The organism is Corynebacterium freneyi, assembly GCF_030408835.1.
Classification (GTDB): domain Bacteria; phylum Actinomycetota; class Actinomycetes; order Mycobacteriales; family Mycobacteriaceae; genus Corynebacterium; species Corynebacterium freneyi.
Map to the genome: position 1 here is coordinate 19,155 of NZ_CP047357.1, position 15,137 is coordinate 34,291.

A 15,137-nucleotide genomic window follows, 5' to 3' on the forward strand; every position below is an offset into this window, starting at 1 on the left:
CCCGCGCACGAAGCGCGGGGCATTGGCCCAACGGAGGCCCAACGGAGGCCCCACCGGGCCCGCCGGGGTCAGCGGGAAGGCGTCAGCGCCAACCCATGGTCATCAACAGACCGAGGACGAACATGCCGAAACCGATGACGTAATTCCAGGCGTTGAGTTCAACCATGAACGGAATCGACGGGCCGGCGATGTAATTGACCACCAGCCACAGCAGCCCGATCACCATCAGGCCGAACATGATCACCTTGTACCAGGTGGGGGTCTGGGTGGTGTTGATCTTCACCGGGGTGCGGCTGACCCCGGAGCCCCCGGTCGGCGCGTTGGTCGTGCGATTCACCTTTGCCTTGGGCATCGGATCCCCATTCCATCTCGTTGATCGTGCTCGGTTGATCGTGCGCGGTCGGTCGTGCGCAGTCGGTCACGCCCAACCGGTCGTGTGCGGACGGCCCCGGAATGCGGGTACCGGCGCGGTGGCCCGGCAACGGCGCCCGACCATCATCGGCGCCCAATCTACCAGTATGATTCTGGCTCATGCGCATCCTCGTCGTCGACAACTATGACAGCTTCGTCTTCAATCTGGTCCAGTACCTCGGCCAGCTCGGCGAGACGACGACCGTGTGGCGCAACGACGACGACCGCCTCGCCGACCCGGCCGCCGTGGCCCGCGAGTTCGACGCCGTGCTGCTGTCGCCTGGGCCCGGCACCCCCGCCGATGCCGGCCGCACCCCCGACATGGTCCGCGCCTGCGCCGACGCCCGCACCCCGCTGCTCGGCGTGTGCTTGGGCCACCAGGCCATCGGCGAAGTGTTCGGCGCCGACGTCGTCCGCGCCGACGAGCTGCTCCACGGCAAAACCTCGCCCGTCTCCCACGACGGCACCGGCGTGCTGCGCGGCCTGTCCAACCCGTTCATCGCCACGCGTTATCACTCGCTGACCGTCGACGAGTCGACGCTTCCCGACGAGCTCGTCGCCACCGCCCACACCCCCTCCGGCATGCTCATGGCCATGCGGCACCGCGACCTGCCCATCCACGGCGTGCAGTTTCACCCCGAGTCGGTGCTCACCCAGTTCGGCCACCGCATGCTGGCCAACTGGCTGTCGGAAGCCGGCGGCACCTACTCCGAGACGCTGCTCACCGCACTCGAGAACGAGCAGGCCGGGTACCAGCGGGCCTTCGACGACGTCGTCTCCGGCTGATCGTCCGGCCCGGTCACCTGCCGGGGCGGGCGCCGAACGGCACGGGAAGGTCGATGCCGCGATCGTCCTCGGGCGGATTGCTCACGCCCAGGATGAACACCTCGAGGTCGACGTCGCCGTCCTTGTTCACCACGGCGTCGCGACCGGGCCGCTGGGTCTGAACGCGGTCCACGCGCGTCGGATCCAGCGTGGTCACCTCGCGCCGGTGGATCGTGCCGGTGAAGCCCGCGTCGCGCAGGGCGCGCTCGGCCTCCTCGAACGTGCGGCCCTCGACGTTGGGCATGTGCATCTGGTTGCCGCGGGAGACGACGATCTCCACGGTCGAGCCCGCGGGCAGGCGCTCGCCGGCCTGCGGAACCTCCAGAACGCGGCCCTCCGGCTCCGGCGAGTCGACCTCGGTGACGCGCAGGACGAAGTCGGCGGACTCCAGCGTCGCGCGGGCGGCCTCGAGGTTCTGGCCGGTCACGTCGGGCACGGTGCGGGTGGCGGGGCCGGACGACACCGTCAGGTTCACGCGGGTGCCCTTCGACACCTGCGCGCCCGCCGACGGCGACTGGTCGATGATGTGGCCGCGTTCGATGTCGGGCGACGCCTCTTCACGCAGCACCGGGTCGACCTGCAGGCCGGCTTCCTCGAGCAGGCGGCGGGCCTCCTCGGCGGGCTTGTCGCGAACGTCGGGGACGTCCGTGATCTCGCGGCCGGACGACACCTTCAGCACCACCGTCGAACCCTTCGGCACGCCCGAACCGAATGCCGGGTCGGTGCCGATGACGAAATTGCGGGCGATGTCGGGGTGCGGTTCGTCGCGGCGGTCGACCACGAAACCGGCGTCCTCGAGCATCGCCTGCGCCTGGTCGGCGGGCATGCCCTCGACCTGCGGGATGGCGACGGATTCGGACTGGCCGGAGTCGGTGAACAGGTTGTAGGACACCACGCCCACGCCGCCGAGCAGCAGCGCGGCGATGGCCAGCCACGCGACGACGGCGAGCTTTCCGCCCTTCTTCTTTTCCTCCCCGCGTTCGCGGGGGGCGGGCTCGTCCGCTTGACGACGGGCCGGCGCCGAATCGGAACGGCGTGCGGCGCCGCCTGCGGCCGCAGCGCCTCCGGCCGCGGCACCCGCCGCAGCGGCGGAAGCCCGGCGGGGTCGCTGCTCCGGAGCATCATCGTCGGCTCCGCGGACGTGGTGCACCGCGGCCAACGGAACCTCGCCGCGGCTGATGCGGCGCAGCTCCTCGGCGAAATCGGCCGCGGTGTCGTACCGCTCGGCCGGGTCCTTGGCCATCGCGGTGAGCAAAACGGCGTCCAGGGCGGTGCCCTCTTCGTCGGAAAGCCCCTCCACCAGGGTCGACGGCAACGGGGGATCGTCCTGCACGTGCTGGTAGGCCACCGACAGCGGGGTTTCGCCGGTGAACGGCGGCTGCCCGGTCAGCGCCTCGAACAGCACGCAACCGACGCTGTAAATGTCCGAGCGGGCGTCGGCCGGCTTGCCGCGCGCCTGCTCCGGCGACAGGTACTGCGCCGTGCCGATCACCGCCGCGGTCTGCGTCATCGACGTCGAATCACCCAGCGCGCGGGCGATGCCGAAGTCCATGACCTTCACCGCGCCGGTGTTGGTCAGCATGATGTTCGCCGGCTTGACGTCGCGGTGGATGATGCCCTGCTTGTGAGAGAAATCCAGCGCATCGCAGACGTACGCCAGAATCGACGCCGCACGCGCCGGGTCCATCGGGCCCTCGCGGCGCACGATGTCGCGCAGAGTCTCGCCCTGCACCAACTCCATGACGATGTACGGCACCGTGCCCATCGGACCCTCGGTCTCGCCGGTGTCGAACACCGAAACGATGACCGGGTGGTTGAGGAACGCGGCGTTCTTCGCCTCCCGGCGGAACCGTTCGAGGAAGCTTTCGTCGCGGGCGAGATCGGCTCGCATCATCTTCACCGCGACTTCGCGGCCGAGCAGCGTGTCGTTGGCCGCGTAGACGTCGGACATGCCGCCGACGCCGATGAGACCGCCGAGGCGGTAACGGCCGGAGAGGAGTTCGTCGCCGGTGGTCATCGGTGACTCCCTTCGATCGGTTGCTGCAGTGCCATCGCACATGAGTTGAAAATCATCGTGATCCGCCCATCATCCCGTCAAACCCGGGCGAAGCGGAATCCCCGGCAGACGGGGAGCGCCGTTGAGGTCGGAATCGCCGTCGCCGACGCCTGCACCGCCGCCACCGGTGCCTGAGTCGTTGCCCGCGCCGCCGTTCGAATCGCCGCCGCCGAGACCCGGGAGGTCGCCGAGATCGGGAAGCTCCGGAACGTCGGGAATCTCCGGCGAAATCGTCTCGTTCGTCGTGGGCGGCTGCGACGTGCGCGTCTCGGTCGGTTCGTCCTCGGTGGTGCCCGTCGGGGTCGTCCACTCCTCCGTCGCAGTCTCCGTGGTCGTCTCCGTGCTCGTTTCGGTCTCGCCCGTGCCGCGCTCGGACAGTTGGCCCATCAGAATCCACACCGCACCGGCCAGCACCGCGAGCAGCAGAATCAGCGTCAGCCACAGGCCGGCGTTGCTCTTCTTGCGCTGCGGCGGACGCTGCGGGCGCTGCGCCGGTCGAGGGGAACGCGGGGCCGGACCGGTGGCGGGGCGGGTGGCGGTGTGCCCCGATGCGCCCGTCGCCCCGACCGCACGGGTCTCCGGCGGTCGGCGCAGACCCGGCTCGGTGAGGGCACCGAGCTCACTCGTCGCCGGATGCGCCGCATCGGACTGGCGGTGCACCCGCGGCTGCACCCCGGCCGGCTGCGGCGGACGGTGACCCTGCCGCACCCGAGCCACCGCCTGCGCCAACTCGCGGCCGTCGGCGTAGCGCCGCTCCGGATCCTTGCGCAGCATGATGCCGATGAGCTCGCGGACGTGGGGATGCACCGACGACGGCAGCGGCGGCGGTGGCTCGTTGATGTGCGCGACGGCCACGGCGACGGTGGTGTCGCCCAGGAACGGACGACGACCCGCGACCATCTCGTACGCCACGCACCCCAGCGAATAAACGTCGGTCGCCGGAGTGACCCGCTTGCCCTGGGCCTGCTCCGGCGACACGTACTGGGCGGTGCCCACCACCATGCCGGTGCGCGTCAGGGGCACGGCCTCCGCCGCTTTCGCGATGCCGAAGTCGGTGATCTTCACGGTGCCCTCCGGGGTCACCAGAAGATTGCCCGGCTTGATGTCCCGGTGAATGAGGCTGCCGGCGTGAATCGCCGACAGGCCATGCGCCGTCTGTTCGATGACGTCCAGCGCAAGATGCTCGGGCAGCGTGCGGCGACGACGCAGAACGTCGGCAAGCGACTCGCCCCGGATGTACTCCATGACGATGTAGCAGGGGCCGTCGGCCCCGCGGCCCGGTTCCTCGTGGGAATAGATGGCCACGACGTTCGGGCTGTCGACGCTGCGCGCCGCCGACGCCTCATTGCGGAACCGCTGGCGGAACTCGTCGTCGTCGCCCAACTCGCGGTTGAGGATCTTGATGGCCACCTGCCGCCCGCCGGCCGACACGTCGTCGGCGAGCCAGACCGTGGACATGCCGCCGCGGCCCAACACCGTGCGGACCCGATACCGGGAAGAACCGAGCATCTCCTGCACGGCGGCCGCCTCGGAATCGAGGGGACCGCCGGCCGAAGAATGTCCGCCGTTGGGAGTGGTGCCGGAACTCATGCTCAACGCACCGCCCTCTCCACGGCCGCGATGATCTCCCGGCCGACCGGAGCCGCGACGGAACCGCCCGTCGCCCCCTGGCCCTGGCCGCCGCCGGACTCGACGACCACGGCGACCGCCACGTCCGAATCCGGGGCGAAGGCGATGTACCACACGTGCGGCGCCAACACGCCGCGCTCCGAGCCATGCTCCGCGGTGCCCGTCTTCGAGGCGATGGCCGACCCGTTGCCGCCGGAGTTGTTCTCCGACCCGCGCATCAGATCCGTCAGAATCGCCGCGGTGTCGGGGTGGATGGCCTCGTTGACCTCCTTGGGCTCGATGGTCTTCAGCGGCGACAGGTCCTGGCCCTGGATCGACTTCACCAGGTGCGGCTCCATGCGCTTGCCGCCGTTGGCGATGGTCGCCGCGATGATCGCGTTCTGCAGCGGCGTGAAGGACACGTCGCGCTGGCCGATGGCCGTCTGGCCCAGGGCCGCATCATCCGGGATCTCGCCGATGGTCGACGACTCCTGGGGGACGCCCAACCCGTCGAACTCCTCGCCGACGCCCATGCGGTCGGCGACGTCGCGCAGCGAATCCGCGCCGTTGTCGATCGCCAGCTCCGCGAACGCCGTGTTGCAGGAGCGGGCGAACGCCGTCCGCAGGGTGGTGGTGCCGCCGCACGACTGGCCGCCGTAATTCTCCAGCGTCGTGTTCGTGCCCGGCAGCGTGATCTCCGAGGCGCCGGTGACCGTCGTCTCCGGGCTCGCGCCGTTTTCCACGGCCGCGATGGTGGTCAGCACCTTGAACGTCGAACCCGGCGGCAGCGGACGCTGCGTCGCGTGGTTGAGCAGCGGGGCGTCCTCGTCGGCGTTGAGGCGGGCCCATGCGTCGGCGTCGTTGGCCGCGATGTCGTTCGGGTCGTACGACGGAGTCGACGCCATGGCCAGGATCTCGCCCGTCGACGGGCGGATGGCCACCGCCGACCCGACGTAGCCGTTGTCGGCCAACGCGCGGTACGCGGTTTCCTGCGCCTCCGGCAGCAGCGTCAGCTCCAGGTTCGCGCCTCCGCTCGCGCGGCCGGTGATGGTGTCGATGGCACGCGACGCGAACAGCGACGGGTCGGAACCGTTGAGGATGTCGTTTTGCGAACGCTCCAGGCCGGTCGACCCGTAGATGTCGGACAGGTAACCCTCGACCGGGGCGTACGCCTCCGGGTTGGCCTCGTAGCGGCGGGAGTAGAAGCCGTCGTCGCCCAGTTCCGAGCGGGCGAGGATCTCGCCGCCCGCGCTGATTTGACCGCGATGGCGGGACTTCTCCTCCAGGAACTGACGGGAGTTGCGGGGGTTTTCGGCGTACTGCTCCGTGCGGAACGCCTGCACCCACGTGAGGTTGGCCAGCAGCAGCACGATGAGCACCATCGTGAAGAGCATGACCTGGCGGATCGACTTGTTCATCGCGCCCCCACCTCCGCGGCCGGCTCCGGCGTCGGGGCGAAGGCGCCCCACGGGCGGCGGGCCGAGTCCGAGATGCGCAGCACGATGGCCAGCAGGATGTAGTTGGCCAGCAGCGACGAACCACCCGCCGACATGAACGGGGTGGTCAAGCCGGTCAGCGGCATCATCTTGGAAATGCCGGCGACGACGACGAACACCTGGATGGCGAGGGTCAGCGACAGACCGGAGGCCAGCAACTTGCCGAAGGAATCGCGCACCTGCATCGCCGCGTTCATGCCGCGGGCGACGAGGATGGCGAACAGCAGGATGATGGCGGACAGGCCGACGAAGCCGAGCTCTTCGCCGAAGGCGGCGAGGATGAAGTCGGAGTGGGCGACCGGCACCTTCTCGGGGTAGCCGTTGCCCAGGCCGGTGCCGGTGACGCCGCCCCAGCTCATGCCGAACAGCGCCTCCGACAGCTGGTAGCCGCCGGTGTCGTAGTGGGCGATGGGGTCGATGAAGTGATTCACGCGATCCTGGATCTTCGTCGACACCTGGTACACGCCGAAGCCGCCGATGGCGACGAGGATCAGGCCGATGACCAACCAGGATCCGCGCGCGGTGGCGATGTACAGCATGCCCAGCACCGTGCCGAACAGCAGCAGCGCGGGACCGAAGTCGTTCTGCAGCGCCATGATCACCAGGGCGATGCCCCAGACGACGAGGATCGGGCCGAGGTCGCGCAGGCGAGGGAAATCGAGCCCGAGGACGCGCTTGCCGGCGACGTTGAACAGCGAGCGCTTGTTCACCAGCAGCTGCGCGAAGAAGATCAGCAGCAGCACCTTGGCGAACTCGCCGGGCTGCACGGAAAATGGGCCGATGGAGATCCAGATGCGGGCGTCGGAGTTGATCGACGACGGCCACACCAGCGGCAGGGCCAGGAGGATCAGGCCGCAGAGCCCGAGGATGTAGGAGTACCGCGACAGCGACCGGTGGTCGCGCAGCAGCACCATGACGGCGACGAACATGCCGACGCCGAGCACCGTCCACATGACCTGGTTGCGCACCAGGCCGGTGCCGTTGGCCATGTCGAGACGGTGGATCATCACCAGGCCCAGGCCGTTGAGCGCCGCGACGACGGGCAGCATCACCTGGTCGGACCAGGGCGCGAAAATGCGCAGCACCACGTGCGCGACGCCGAAGACGAGGACGAAGCCGCCGACGATCCAGAGCATTTCAACGGTGGCGGTGTTGCCTTGGCCGAGCTCGGTGGATACCAGCGCCAGCAGGGTCACCGCACCGGCGAGAAGAAGCATCATCAGCTCACGGCTGTGCCCCGGGCGGGCGGGGGATTCGGTTCGGGAATCGGTCATCGCTGCACCTCCCGGCAGTTGACGCCCGGTTCGGAGCCGGTGCCCGGATCTTCCCCGTCGGCGCCGTCGGCGTTGTCGCCCTCCGGCGCCTCGGCGCCGGGCGCGCCGGGCGTGGTGGTCCCGTCCGCCGGGTCGGCCTCGTCGCCGGGGGCGACGGTCAGGCAGACCGGCAGCGCCTGTTCGGCGAGGCGGCCGACCTGGCCGCGGATCTCGTCATAGGAGTCGGCCGGCAAACCGTCGAGCTGCGACCGTGCGGACGGGGAGAGGTCCTCGGGCGTCATCAGGTGGCAGTCGAGGTCGCCGCGGTCCGACTCGGGGTCGGGCAGCGTCACGGCGTTGTCGTCGGACAGGCAGATGTACTGGTGGTGGGAATGCAGGGAGAAGCCGAGCACGCTGCCCGGGACCCCGTGCATCACCTGGATCACCCCGTCTTCGACTGCGAGGTGGTACATCGAATTGTTCTTACGCCACCCCCACAGGCCCACGGCGGCGGACGCCACCAGGGCTAGAACGACGAACGTCGCCACCAGCCAGCGGCCGCGCTGCTTCGGCGGGTCATCGACCGGGTCGGTGGTCACGGCGCGTTCCTGTTCGGCGGGCGGGCGCATCGCGGCGGCCCGTCCCGCCGAGGTGTTGGGCCGCGGCGCCTCGGAGTCGATCGCACCCAGGGCCCCGGCCAGCGCCGGCTCGCTCGGGGTGTCGGCGGAGGCCGCGACGACGTCGGCGATGACGATGGTGATGTTGTCCGGGCCACCCGACCGCAGGGCCAGCTCGATGAGCCGGTTGGCGGCCTCCTTCGGCGTGCCCTCGGCCAGCGCCTCCGCGATGGTTTCGCGGGAGACGGGGTCCGACAGGCCATCGGAGCACAGCAGGTACCGGTCGCCGCGGCGCACCTCGCGGTACTTCAGGGTCGGCTCCACCGGACGGCCGGTCAACGCCTTGAGGATCAGCGACCGCTGCGGGTGCATCGACGCTTCCTCGGCGGTCAGCGACCCCTCGTCGACGAGCGACTGGACGTAGGTGTCGTCGCGTGTGATCTGGGTCAGTTCACCGTCGCGCAGGAGGTACCCGCGGGAATCGCCCACGTGGCACAGTCCCACGCGTTCGCCGTCGAAAAGCAAGGCGGTCAGCGTGGTGCCCATGCCCTCGGTCGCCGGGTTGGCGTCGATCTCCTCCGCGATGGAGGAGTTGCCCTCTGCGCACGCCAGCGCGAGGGCATCGAGCAGGTCGGCGTCGGGCTGGTCGGCGTCGAGCTTGGACACCTGGGCGATCATCAGCTGCGAGGCGACCTCGCCGGCGGCGTGTCCGCCCATGCCGTCGGCCAACGCCAGCAGGCGGGGGCCCGCGTAGGCCGAGTCCTCGTTGTTCTGCCGGACCAGACCGCGGTCGGAAATGGCGACGTAATCGAGCGAATAATTCACGGCTGCAACCTCAAAGTCGTTCGGCCGATGCGGATCTCCATCCCGGGCTGGAGCTTTTCGGGCTGTTCCACGCGCTGGCCGTTGAGGAACGTGCCGTTGCGGGAATCCAGGTCCTCGAGGTACCAATCTCCGTCGCGGGGGATGAGGCGCGCGTGGTGCGACGAGGCGTAATCGTCGTTGAGGACGAACGCGGAGTCATCGGCGCGGCCGATGGTGATTTCCCGCTGGTTGGCCAGGTTCATGCGCGAACCGGCCAGCGGTCCGGCGGTCACCAGCAGCTGGTGGGGCGTCTGGGAGCGGTGGAACGGCCGGCTGCGCATCGGCGGCGCGGCGGCGCGCACCGGTCGCAGGCCCGACGCGGCGTTGGCGTCGGCGCGCAGGGCGCGCAGGGTCATCCAGATGAAGAACCACAGCACGACCAGCACGGCGATGCGGGACAGCAGGAAGACGATCGCCTCCACGTACTTACCTCCTTGTCGCGGCGCCTGTTCGGCGCCGGTTTCCCGGCCGGTGGGTGGATGCCCTCCCGGTGTCCGGGCCGGTGGGCCCGGTTAACGGATACGGACTTCGATGACGGAATGGCCCATCGAGATCACGTCGCCGTCGGCGAGCAGCCAGTTGTCGATCGGTGAATCGTTGACCATCGTGCCATTGGTCGAGTGCAGGTCCACCAGGACGGCGTCGCGGCCGTCCCAGGTGATCTCCGCGTGCTGCCGGGATACGCCGGTGTCGGGCAGGCGGAAGTCGGAGATGGTGCCGCGGCCGATGATGTTCGATCCGGGCTTGACCTCGAAGGTGCGGTTGGATCCGTCCTGCAGCAGCAGGGTCACGGTGAGCTGCTCCTGTTCCGGCGAGGCGGGACCCGGCGGGACCTGGACGGGTTGGTCGTAGGGGGAGTGGGCGTTGCTTTGCGACGCCCCGACGTCGGCACGGGAGTCGGCCGCACGGTCGTCGGCGTAGTCCCGGTCGGCGTATCCGGAGTCGCGGTAATCGTCGGGGGCACCGGGGTTTCCGTACATGCCCGGCTGGCCGGAATCGACCTGCCCGGAGCCGAACTTCCCGGGTGCGGGCCGAGCGTCGTCGTCGGGGGCGCGGTAGCGGGATTCGGTTTCGCCCGCGGCGCCTGCGGCGGCGGCTCCGCCCACGGCACCGGCGGCCCCTGCGGCACCCGCGGCTCCCGACGCACCGGCGTCGAATCCGCCGCCGAACCGGTGTTCACCGTCCTCGTTGCCGTACTCGCCACCGCCGAACCGGTTCGACGGTTCCTGCGGCGCGGAGGGCGAAGAGGTGGTGCGGGGGTCGTCGTCACGCGAAGAAGGCACTGCATCCGGCGTGACCGGCTGTCCGTCGCCGCCGATGAAGCCGGACTCGTCGCGGTAGCCCTCCGTGAACTGGCTGGCCGTCTTCAACTGGCCCGTGTGCAGCGAATCGACCTGCTGCACGCGCACCGTCACCGAGCCGGACATCGCCCACCCGTTGTTGCGGCAGTACCGGGCCATCCGGTCGGCCAACTCCGACGGCAGGTCGGGGCCGCCCGCCGACAGGTTGGCGAAATCCTTCGCGCTGACGCCGATGCGGAAGTCGTTCGGGGCCAGATAACGGCCGTCGGCGTCCTGCATCAGGAAATCCTCGATCTCCTGCTTCAGGCACTCCTCCAGCTCATTGGGCACGACCTTGCCGCCGAAAACGCGGGCGAAGCTGTTGTCCAGCCCGCGCTGCAGCGAGCTGTCGAGCTTCCTGATGCGTCCCAGAAAATCCATCTGCGGGTCGTTTCGCCTTCCCCCGGCCAGCCGGGGGCGGGCGCGGGCTATCGGGTGCGGACGCCGCCGGCCGTGACCGCCGTGACGGTTGCGACCGCGACGCCCGCGCGTGCGTATGTGCGAGCACCAGTATAGGGGCGGGGCAGCCCGAGAGAACGGTCGTTTGCTACCACTCGACCTGGGTCGGATGGGGATGCGGGGGCTGCTCACGTGCTTTTTCGGCGTGGGCGGGGCGCGCTTCCGGGGGTTGGCGCGTGGCGGATTCGGGTGGGTGCGGGCGTGCTTCACGACGTGGCGGTCGTATCGGTTCAGGGGCCCAAAAACAGCGTGTGGCCTGCGGGTTTGGTGTCGGTGGGAGTGCTGGTGTTATTGTATTCCTCGTTGCCACGGGCGAGTGGCGGAATGGCAGACGCGCTGGCTTCAGGTGCCAGTGTCCTTCGGGACGTGGGGGTTCAAGTCCCCCTTCGCCCACCACGGGAAAACCCCGGATTCGAAAGAATCCGGGGTTTTTCGCCGTTTCGGGGCGTTGGTTTCTAGCGGTCGTGGCGGGAAACCGCCGCCGTGCGCCCCAGCCCCCGGGTGAACAGCACGCCGTAGCCGAGGGTGATCGCGGCCATCCCGAGCCCGACCAGCGCGTGGACGATGTCGGCGGGGCGGTCGCCGTTGATCATCAGCATGCCGATGGCGCCGACGGTCATGCCGAGCACGGCCATGACCACGTGCACTCCGCCGCGGGTGGCGGGGCTGAGCTGGAAGACGAGGAAATGCGCGCCGACGATGAGCGCGATAGTGGGCTGGATCAGATCCGGGTTCGCGGAGCCCAGCCAGCGCACGGCGGCGAAGATCGCGATGACTTCCACGATGATGGCCGCCACCGTGATCCGCGATGCCCCACGCTGCTTTGGGCGGCGATGTGCGTCGTCAAGCACTGCTTCTTCCTTGCTTTGCGACGACCCGCCCCGCCCGCGGCGGCCCCGCAGGAGGGAGACGACGGCGACAACCGCAGCGGCGAGGGCGAAGGCGATGCCGGGGACTTGCAACAGCGGACGGGGCGATGGCCAGGCCCAACTCGACCACAGCACCGTGAAGACGGCCATGATGAGCGTGCCGATGCGAAGCATTCCCATGCCAACACTTTAGGGGAAACGACGTTCAGTGTCGTTGGTGCCCTCGTCGGTGCCGTCGCCGGGGCCGACCAGGCGGGCGGTGTCCATGACACCGATTAAACACTGGTCATCGCGGTGAGGCGCCGATGTTGTACGGGGCGCGGTCCCGGCTAGTCTCGGAAGGGAACGCCGCCGCAAAGAGACGGCGGTGCAGGATTGATCGCGGTGAAGAACCGGTCGTGAGGAAGGACGTGCGGTGAAGGGCAAGCGCGGCGGCGTCGGCAAGCGCTTCATTCCGACGTACGACCGGATGGCGCGCAAGGCCACCTCGACGGTCATCGACACGTATTCGTCGTCGTTTTCCCTGGCCACCCGACTGCTGGGCAAGCGCGAACGGCAGGACATCCGCAACCTGTACGCCATGGTGCGCATCGCCGACGAGATCGTCGACGGCACCGCGGCGGAAGCCGGCTGCACCGACGAGCAGGTCCGCGAGCTGCTCGACCACTATGAGGAACTGGTGCTCGGCGCGCCCGCCATGCCCTTCCACCCCGATCCGGTGCTCCACGCCTACGCGGGCACGGTGCGGCGTTGCGGCATCGAAGACGAGCACGTCCGCGCGTTCTTCCGGTCGATGCGCCGCGATCTGACCGAGACGACGTACGACCACGACGCCCTCGACGAGTACGTCTACGGGTCCGCCGAGGTCATCGGCCTGATGTGTTTGTCCATTTTCCTCGCCGACCACCCCGTCGACGACGCAGACCGGGAAACGATGGCCGCCGGGGCCCGCAGTCTCGGGGCGGCGTTCCAGAAGATCAACTTCCTCCGCGACCTCGCCGAGGACACGGGCGAGTTGGGCCGAACGTACTTCGACGAGCTCGACGGCCATGCGCTGACGGAGCCGATCAAGAACAAGCTCCTCGACGACATCGACGCCGACGTCGCCGACGCGCGCGTGGCCATCCCGTTGCTGCCGGGTGCCGCCCGCGGTGCGGTGCTGGCGGCGACGAACCTGTTCACCGAGTTGTCGAAGAAGCTTCGCGAGACCCCGGCGGAGCGGATCGCCGTCACCCGCATCCGCGTCGGCTCGCCGAAGAAGGCGTTGATCGTCGGGCGTGCGGCCGTCACCGCCGCGCGGACGGGCCGCGCCGGATTCTGACGGCGGCTCAGTCGATTTCGTCCCGCAGCCATGCCGCGAGCACCAGGGCGTGGTTGTGGTCGCGGTCCTTTGCCGCGTACGCCAGGTACAGGGGCTTTGCGACGGTCGCATCCGCCGCGGCGGCCAGGAGCTCCGCGAGTTCATCGTCGTCGGAGTCATCGTCGTCGGAGGAACGGTCGCCGGCGTCGGAATCCGGGCGATTGATCGCGGCCGCCCGTTCATCGAGCTCATGGCGGTAGCGGTCGGCGAACTCGTCGAACCGGTCCGGATCATGGCCGAACCATTTTCGCAGGTCGGGGGAGGGGGCGACCTCCTTGAACCAGTCGTCCAGGTCAACCGAGTCCTTGGCCACTCCGCGCGGCCACAGGCGGTCGACGAGGATCGTCCGGCCATCTCCGGCGGTCACGTCACCGGATCGCAGATCGTGGATCTTGACCACCCGGATCGGGCCGTCGCCGGTCGTGTCGCCGGAGTCCCCCGCGGGCTTCGCGTTCGTCGAATCTGACATGACACGACCCTATGCGAGGAGGCGGGCGTCGTTAAGCGAAGGATCCGGATGCCGGATCATGCCGTCGGCGCAGGCGAACGACGAATCGTCCCTGCCGCCGATCCCGATCCGGTGTTACCATTTTGTAGGCAAATGGAGGGCTCGGCGTGACAGTGGCCGCCGTCGTCGGCCGAGACGGTGGGCGGGAGCCGACCCCGGGAATGGAGGAGCGCCATGCAGTATCTCCTGAGCGTCCACGGGCGACGGGACATCAACCCCTACGACTCGGACGAGGACATGCACGCCGCGTTCGAACGCGTCGGCGTGTTCAACCAGTCCCTCCAGGACCGCGGCCACTGGGTGCTCGCCGGGGGCCTTGTGCCGCCGGAGGACGCCAGGACCATCCTGCCCGACGGCTCCGTGGTCGACGGCCCGTACCTCGACGCAGACACCTTCCCCAGCGGCTTTTGGATCATCGAGGCCGACGGTGACGAAACCGCCCTCAACCTGGCCACCGAAGCCGCCGAAGCCTGCGCCAACACCGTGGAAATCCGCGCCCTGGCCGAGTGACGCGCCGCCGTTTGCGCCTACCGTGGGGGCCATGACCCCGGACTTCATTCAGGAATTGCGCAGGCACGTCGGCCATGCGGAGCTGTGGCTCATCGGCGTGACCGTCATCGTCGTGCGCGGTGAAGCCGGTGCGGAGGAGGTGCTGCTGGTCAAGCGTGCCGACGACGGCCGGTGGACGCCCGTCACCGGAATCGTCGAGCCCGGCGAGGAACCCGACGTCGCCGGTGTGCGCGAAGCGCTGGAGGAAACCTCCGTCGCCGTGGAGATCGAGTCGCTGCTGGCCGTGCAGGTCACCCGCAAAATCGAGTACCCCAACGGCGACCGGGCGCAGTACCTCGACCACGCCTTCCTCGCGCGGGTCGCGGAGGAGGAGGTGGCGGCGCGGGACGATGTCGGCGCGGACGATGATTCCGGCGCCGACGAGCCCCGGCCCGCCGACGGGGAGAACACCGCGGCCGAGTGGGTGCCGCTGGCCGACGTGCCGCCGATGGGCCCTCGTTTCGACCGCACCGTCGAGCTGGCCATCCGGGCCCGACGCGACGGCTCCGGCGGCCCCGGTCACTCCGACGGTGCCGTCGAGTCCGGCCGCGCGATCCTCTTCGGCGCGGAGGAACGCCGCCGATGAGCGCGGGCGACGGCGCGGGCCGGTGAACTCGGCGCCGACGAGATCCGCGACGGCGGTCGAATCCTCGAGGACAAGGTCGCCCGGCAGCGGCGGCGGCGCGGCGGCCCGGAGATCGTCATGGTCGCCGGCATCGGGGCATTCCGCACGGCGTTCGGGGCGACCGGGCCGGATGGCCGGAAGGTGTGCGTCGGCAAGCAGCAACGCGAAATCGGAGGCGCGGAAACCTGGGTGGTGCCCAACCCGAGCGGGCTCAACGCTCACGAAACGGTCGACTCGCTGGCGCGGGCCTACCGCGAAGTGTGGGAGCGGCTGGGCTGATCGACGACCCGTCCGCAG

Annotated in this window: 14 protein-coding genes, 1 tRNA gene and 1 pseudogene; 6 read left to right on the forward strand and 10 right to left on the reverse strand. The window is 69.5% G+C overall.

Features of this window, described 5'->3' with window-relative positions; all coding sequences use genetic code 11:
• Positions 1-82: 82 nt before the first annotated feature.
• A complete protein-coding gene (gene crgA, locus CFREN_RS00085; protein WP_035121598.1) occupies positions 83-352 on the reverse strand; it encodes a cell division protein CrgA in 270 nt (89 codons plus the stop codon).
• Between the two features lie 179 nt (positions 353-531).
• Here crgA and CFREN_RS00090 point away from each other — a divergent pair, with 179 nt between their 5' ends.
• Positions 532-1,197 (forward strand): aminodeoxychorismate/anthranilate synthase component II, encoded by a 666-nt coding sequence (locus tag CFREN_RS00090; protein ID WP_209651521.1) that lies wholly within the window; start codon positions 532-534, stop codon positions 1,195-1,197.
• A 13-nt stretch (positions 1,198-1,210) separates the two neighbouring features.
• Here CFREN_RS00090 and pknB read toward each other — a convergent pair whose 3' ends face one another.
• The 7 genes from pknB to CFREN_RS00125 all read right to left on the reverse strand — a co-directional run bounded on the left by pknB (position 1,211) and on the right by CFREN_RS00125 (position 10,851).
• Positions 1,211-3,253: a Stk1 family PASTA domain-containing Ser/Thr kinase gene (gene pknB, locus CFREN_RS00095; RefSeq protein ID WP_209651519.1), complete on the reverse strand. Its 2,043-nt coding sequence runs from the start codon at positions 3,251-3,253 to the stop codon at positions 1,211-1,213.
• A 69-nt stretch (positions 3,254-3,322) separates the two neighbouring features.
• Positions 3,323-4,882, reverse strand: coding sequence for a serine/threonine-protein kinase (locus CFREN_RS00100; RefSeq protein WP_209651517.1), 1,560 nt, complete (start codon positions 4,880-4,882; stop codon positions 3,323-3,325).
• Positions 4,883-4,884: 2 nt separating this feature from the next.
• Positions 4,885-6,318, reverse strand: coding sequence for a penicillin-binding transpeptidase domain-containing protein (locus tag CFREN_RS00105; RefSeq protein WP_070519645.1), 1,434 nt, complete (start codon positions 6,316-6,318; stop codon positions 4,885-4,887).
• A complete protein-coding gene (locus CFREN_RS00110; protein ID WP_209651515.1) occupies positions 6,315-7,670 on the reverse strand; it encodes an FtsW/RodA/SpoVE family cell cycle protein in 1,356 nt (451 codons plus the stop codon). Before CFREN_RS00110 ends, CFREN_RS00105 begins: the two co-directional genes overlap by 4 nt.
• Positions 7,667-9,091 carry a PP2C family protein-serine/threonine phosphatase gene (locus CFREN_RS00115; protein WP_209651513.1) on the reverse strand — a complete coding sequence of 475 codons (1,425 nt, stop codon included), beginning with the start codon at positions 9,089-9,091 and terminating at the stop codon, positions 7,667-7,669. The genes CFREN_RS00110 and CFREN_RS00115 overlap by 4 nt, the downstream gene beginning before the upstream one ends.
• Positions 9,088-9,552, reverse strand: a complete 465-nt coding sequence (locus tag CFREN_RS00120; protein WP_070519651.1) for an FHA domain-containing protein FhaB/FipA — start codon at positions 9,550-9,552, stop codon at positions 9,088-9,090. The genes CFREN_RS00115 and CFREN_RS00120 overlap by 4 nt, the downstream gene beginning before the upstream one ends.
• A gap of 90 nt (positions 9,553-9,642) precedes the next feature.
• Positions 9,643-10,851, reverse strand: coding sequence for an FHA domain-containing protein (locus CFREN_RS00125; RefSeq protein WP_070519652.1), 1,209 nt, complete (start codon positions 10,849-10,851; stop codon positions 9,643-9,645).
• Between the two features lie 388 nt (positions 10,852-11,239).
• Between CFREN_RS00125 and CFREN_RS00130 the strand changes: the two genes are divergently transcribed.
• Positions 11,240-11,325 (forward strand) — tRNA-Leu (locus tag CFREN_RS00130).
• A 59-nt stretch (positions 11,326-11,384) separates the two neighbouring features.
• Here CFREN_RS00130 and CFREN_RS00135 read toward each other — a convergent pair.
• On the reverse strand, positions 11,385-11,978 hold the full coding sequence (locus CFREN_RS00135; protein WP_209651511.1) for a hypothetical protein: 594 nt from the start codon (positions 11,976-11,978) through the stop codon (positions 11,385-11,387).
• Between the two features lie 235 nt (positions 11,979-12,213).
• Between CFREN_RS00135 and CFREN_RS00140 the strand changes: the two genes are divergently transcribed.
• Entirely contained in the window at positions 12,214-13,119 is a 906-nt protein-coding gene (locus CFREN_RS00140) for a phytoene/squalene synthase family protein (protein ID WP_246580150.1), read from the forward strand.
• Between the two features lie 7 nt (positions 13,120-13,126).
• On the opposite strand, the gene CFREN_RS00145 is transcribed toward CFREN_RS00140, so the two are convergent.
• Complete coding sequence (locus CFREN_RS00145) at positions 13,127-13,627, reverse strand: DUF488 domain-containing protein (protein ID WP_209651509.1); 501 nt, start codon at positions 13,625-13,627, stop codon at positions 13,127-13,129.
• A 213-nt stretch (positions 13,628-13,840) separates the two neighbouring features.
• On the opposite strand from CFREN_RS00145, the gene CFREN_RS00150 reads away from it, so the two are divergent.
• The 3 genes and pseudogenes from CFREN_RS00150 to CFREN_RS00160 all read left to right on the forward strand — a co-directional run.
• Positions 13,841-14,176, forward strand: a complete 336-nt coding sequence (locus CFREN_RS00150) for a YciI family protein (RefSeq protein WP_070519657.1) — start codon at positions 13,841-13,843, stop codon at positions 14,174-14,176.
• Between the two features lie 31 nt (positions 14,177-14,207).
• A complete protein-coding gene (locus CFREN_RS00155) occupies positions 14,208-14,801 on the forward strand; it encodes an NUDIX hydrolase (protein ID WP_209651507.1) in 594 nt (197 codons plus the stop codon).
• Positions 14,802-15,098 (forward strand): annotated as a pseudogene (locus tag CFREN_RS00160) (uracil-DNA glycosylase family protein); the annotation flags it as partial.
• Positions 15,099-15,137 lie beyond the last annotated feature (39 nt).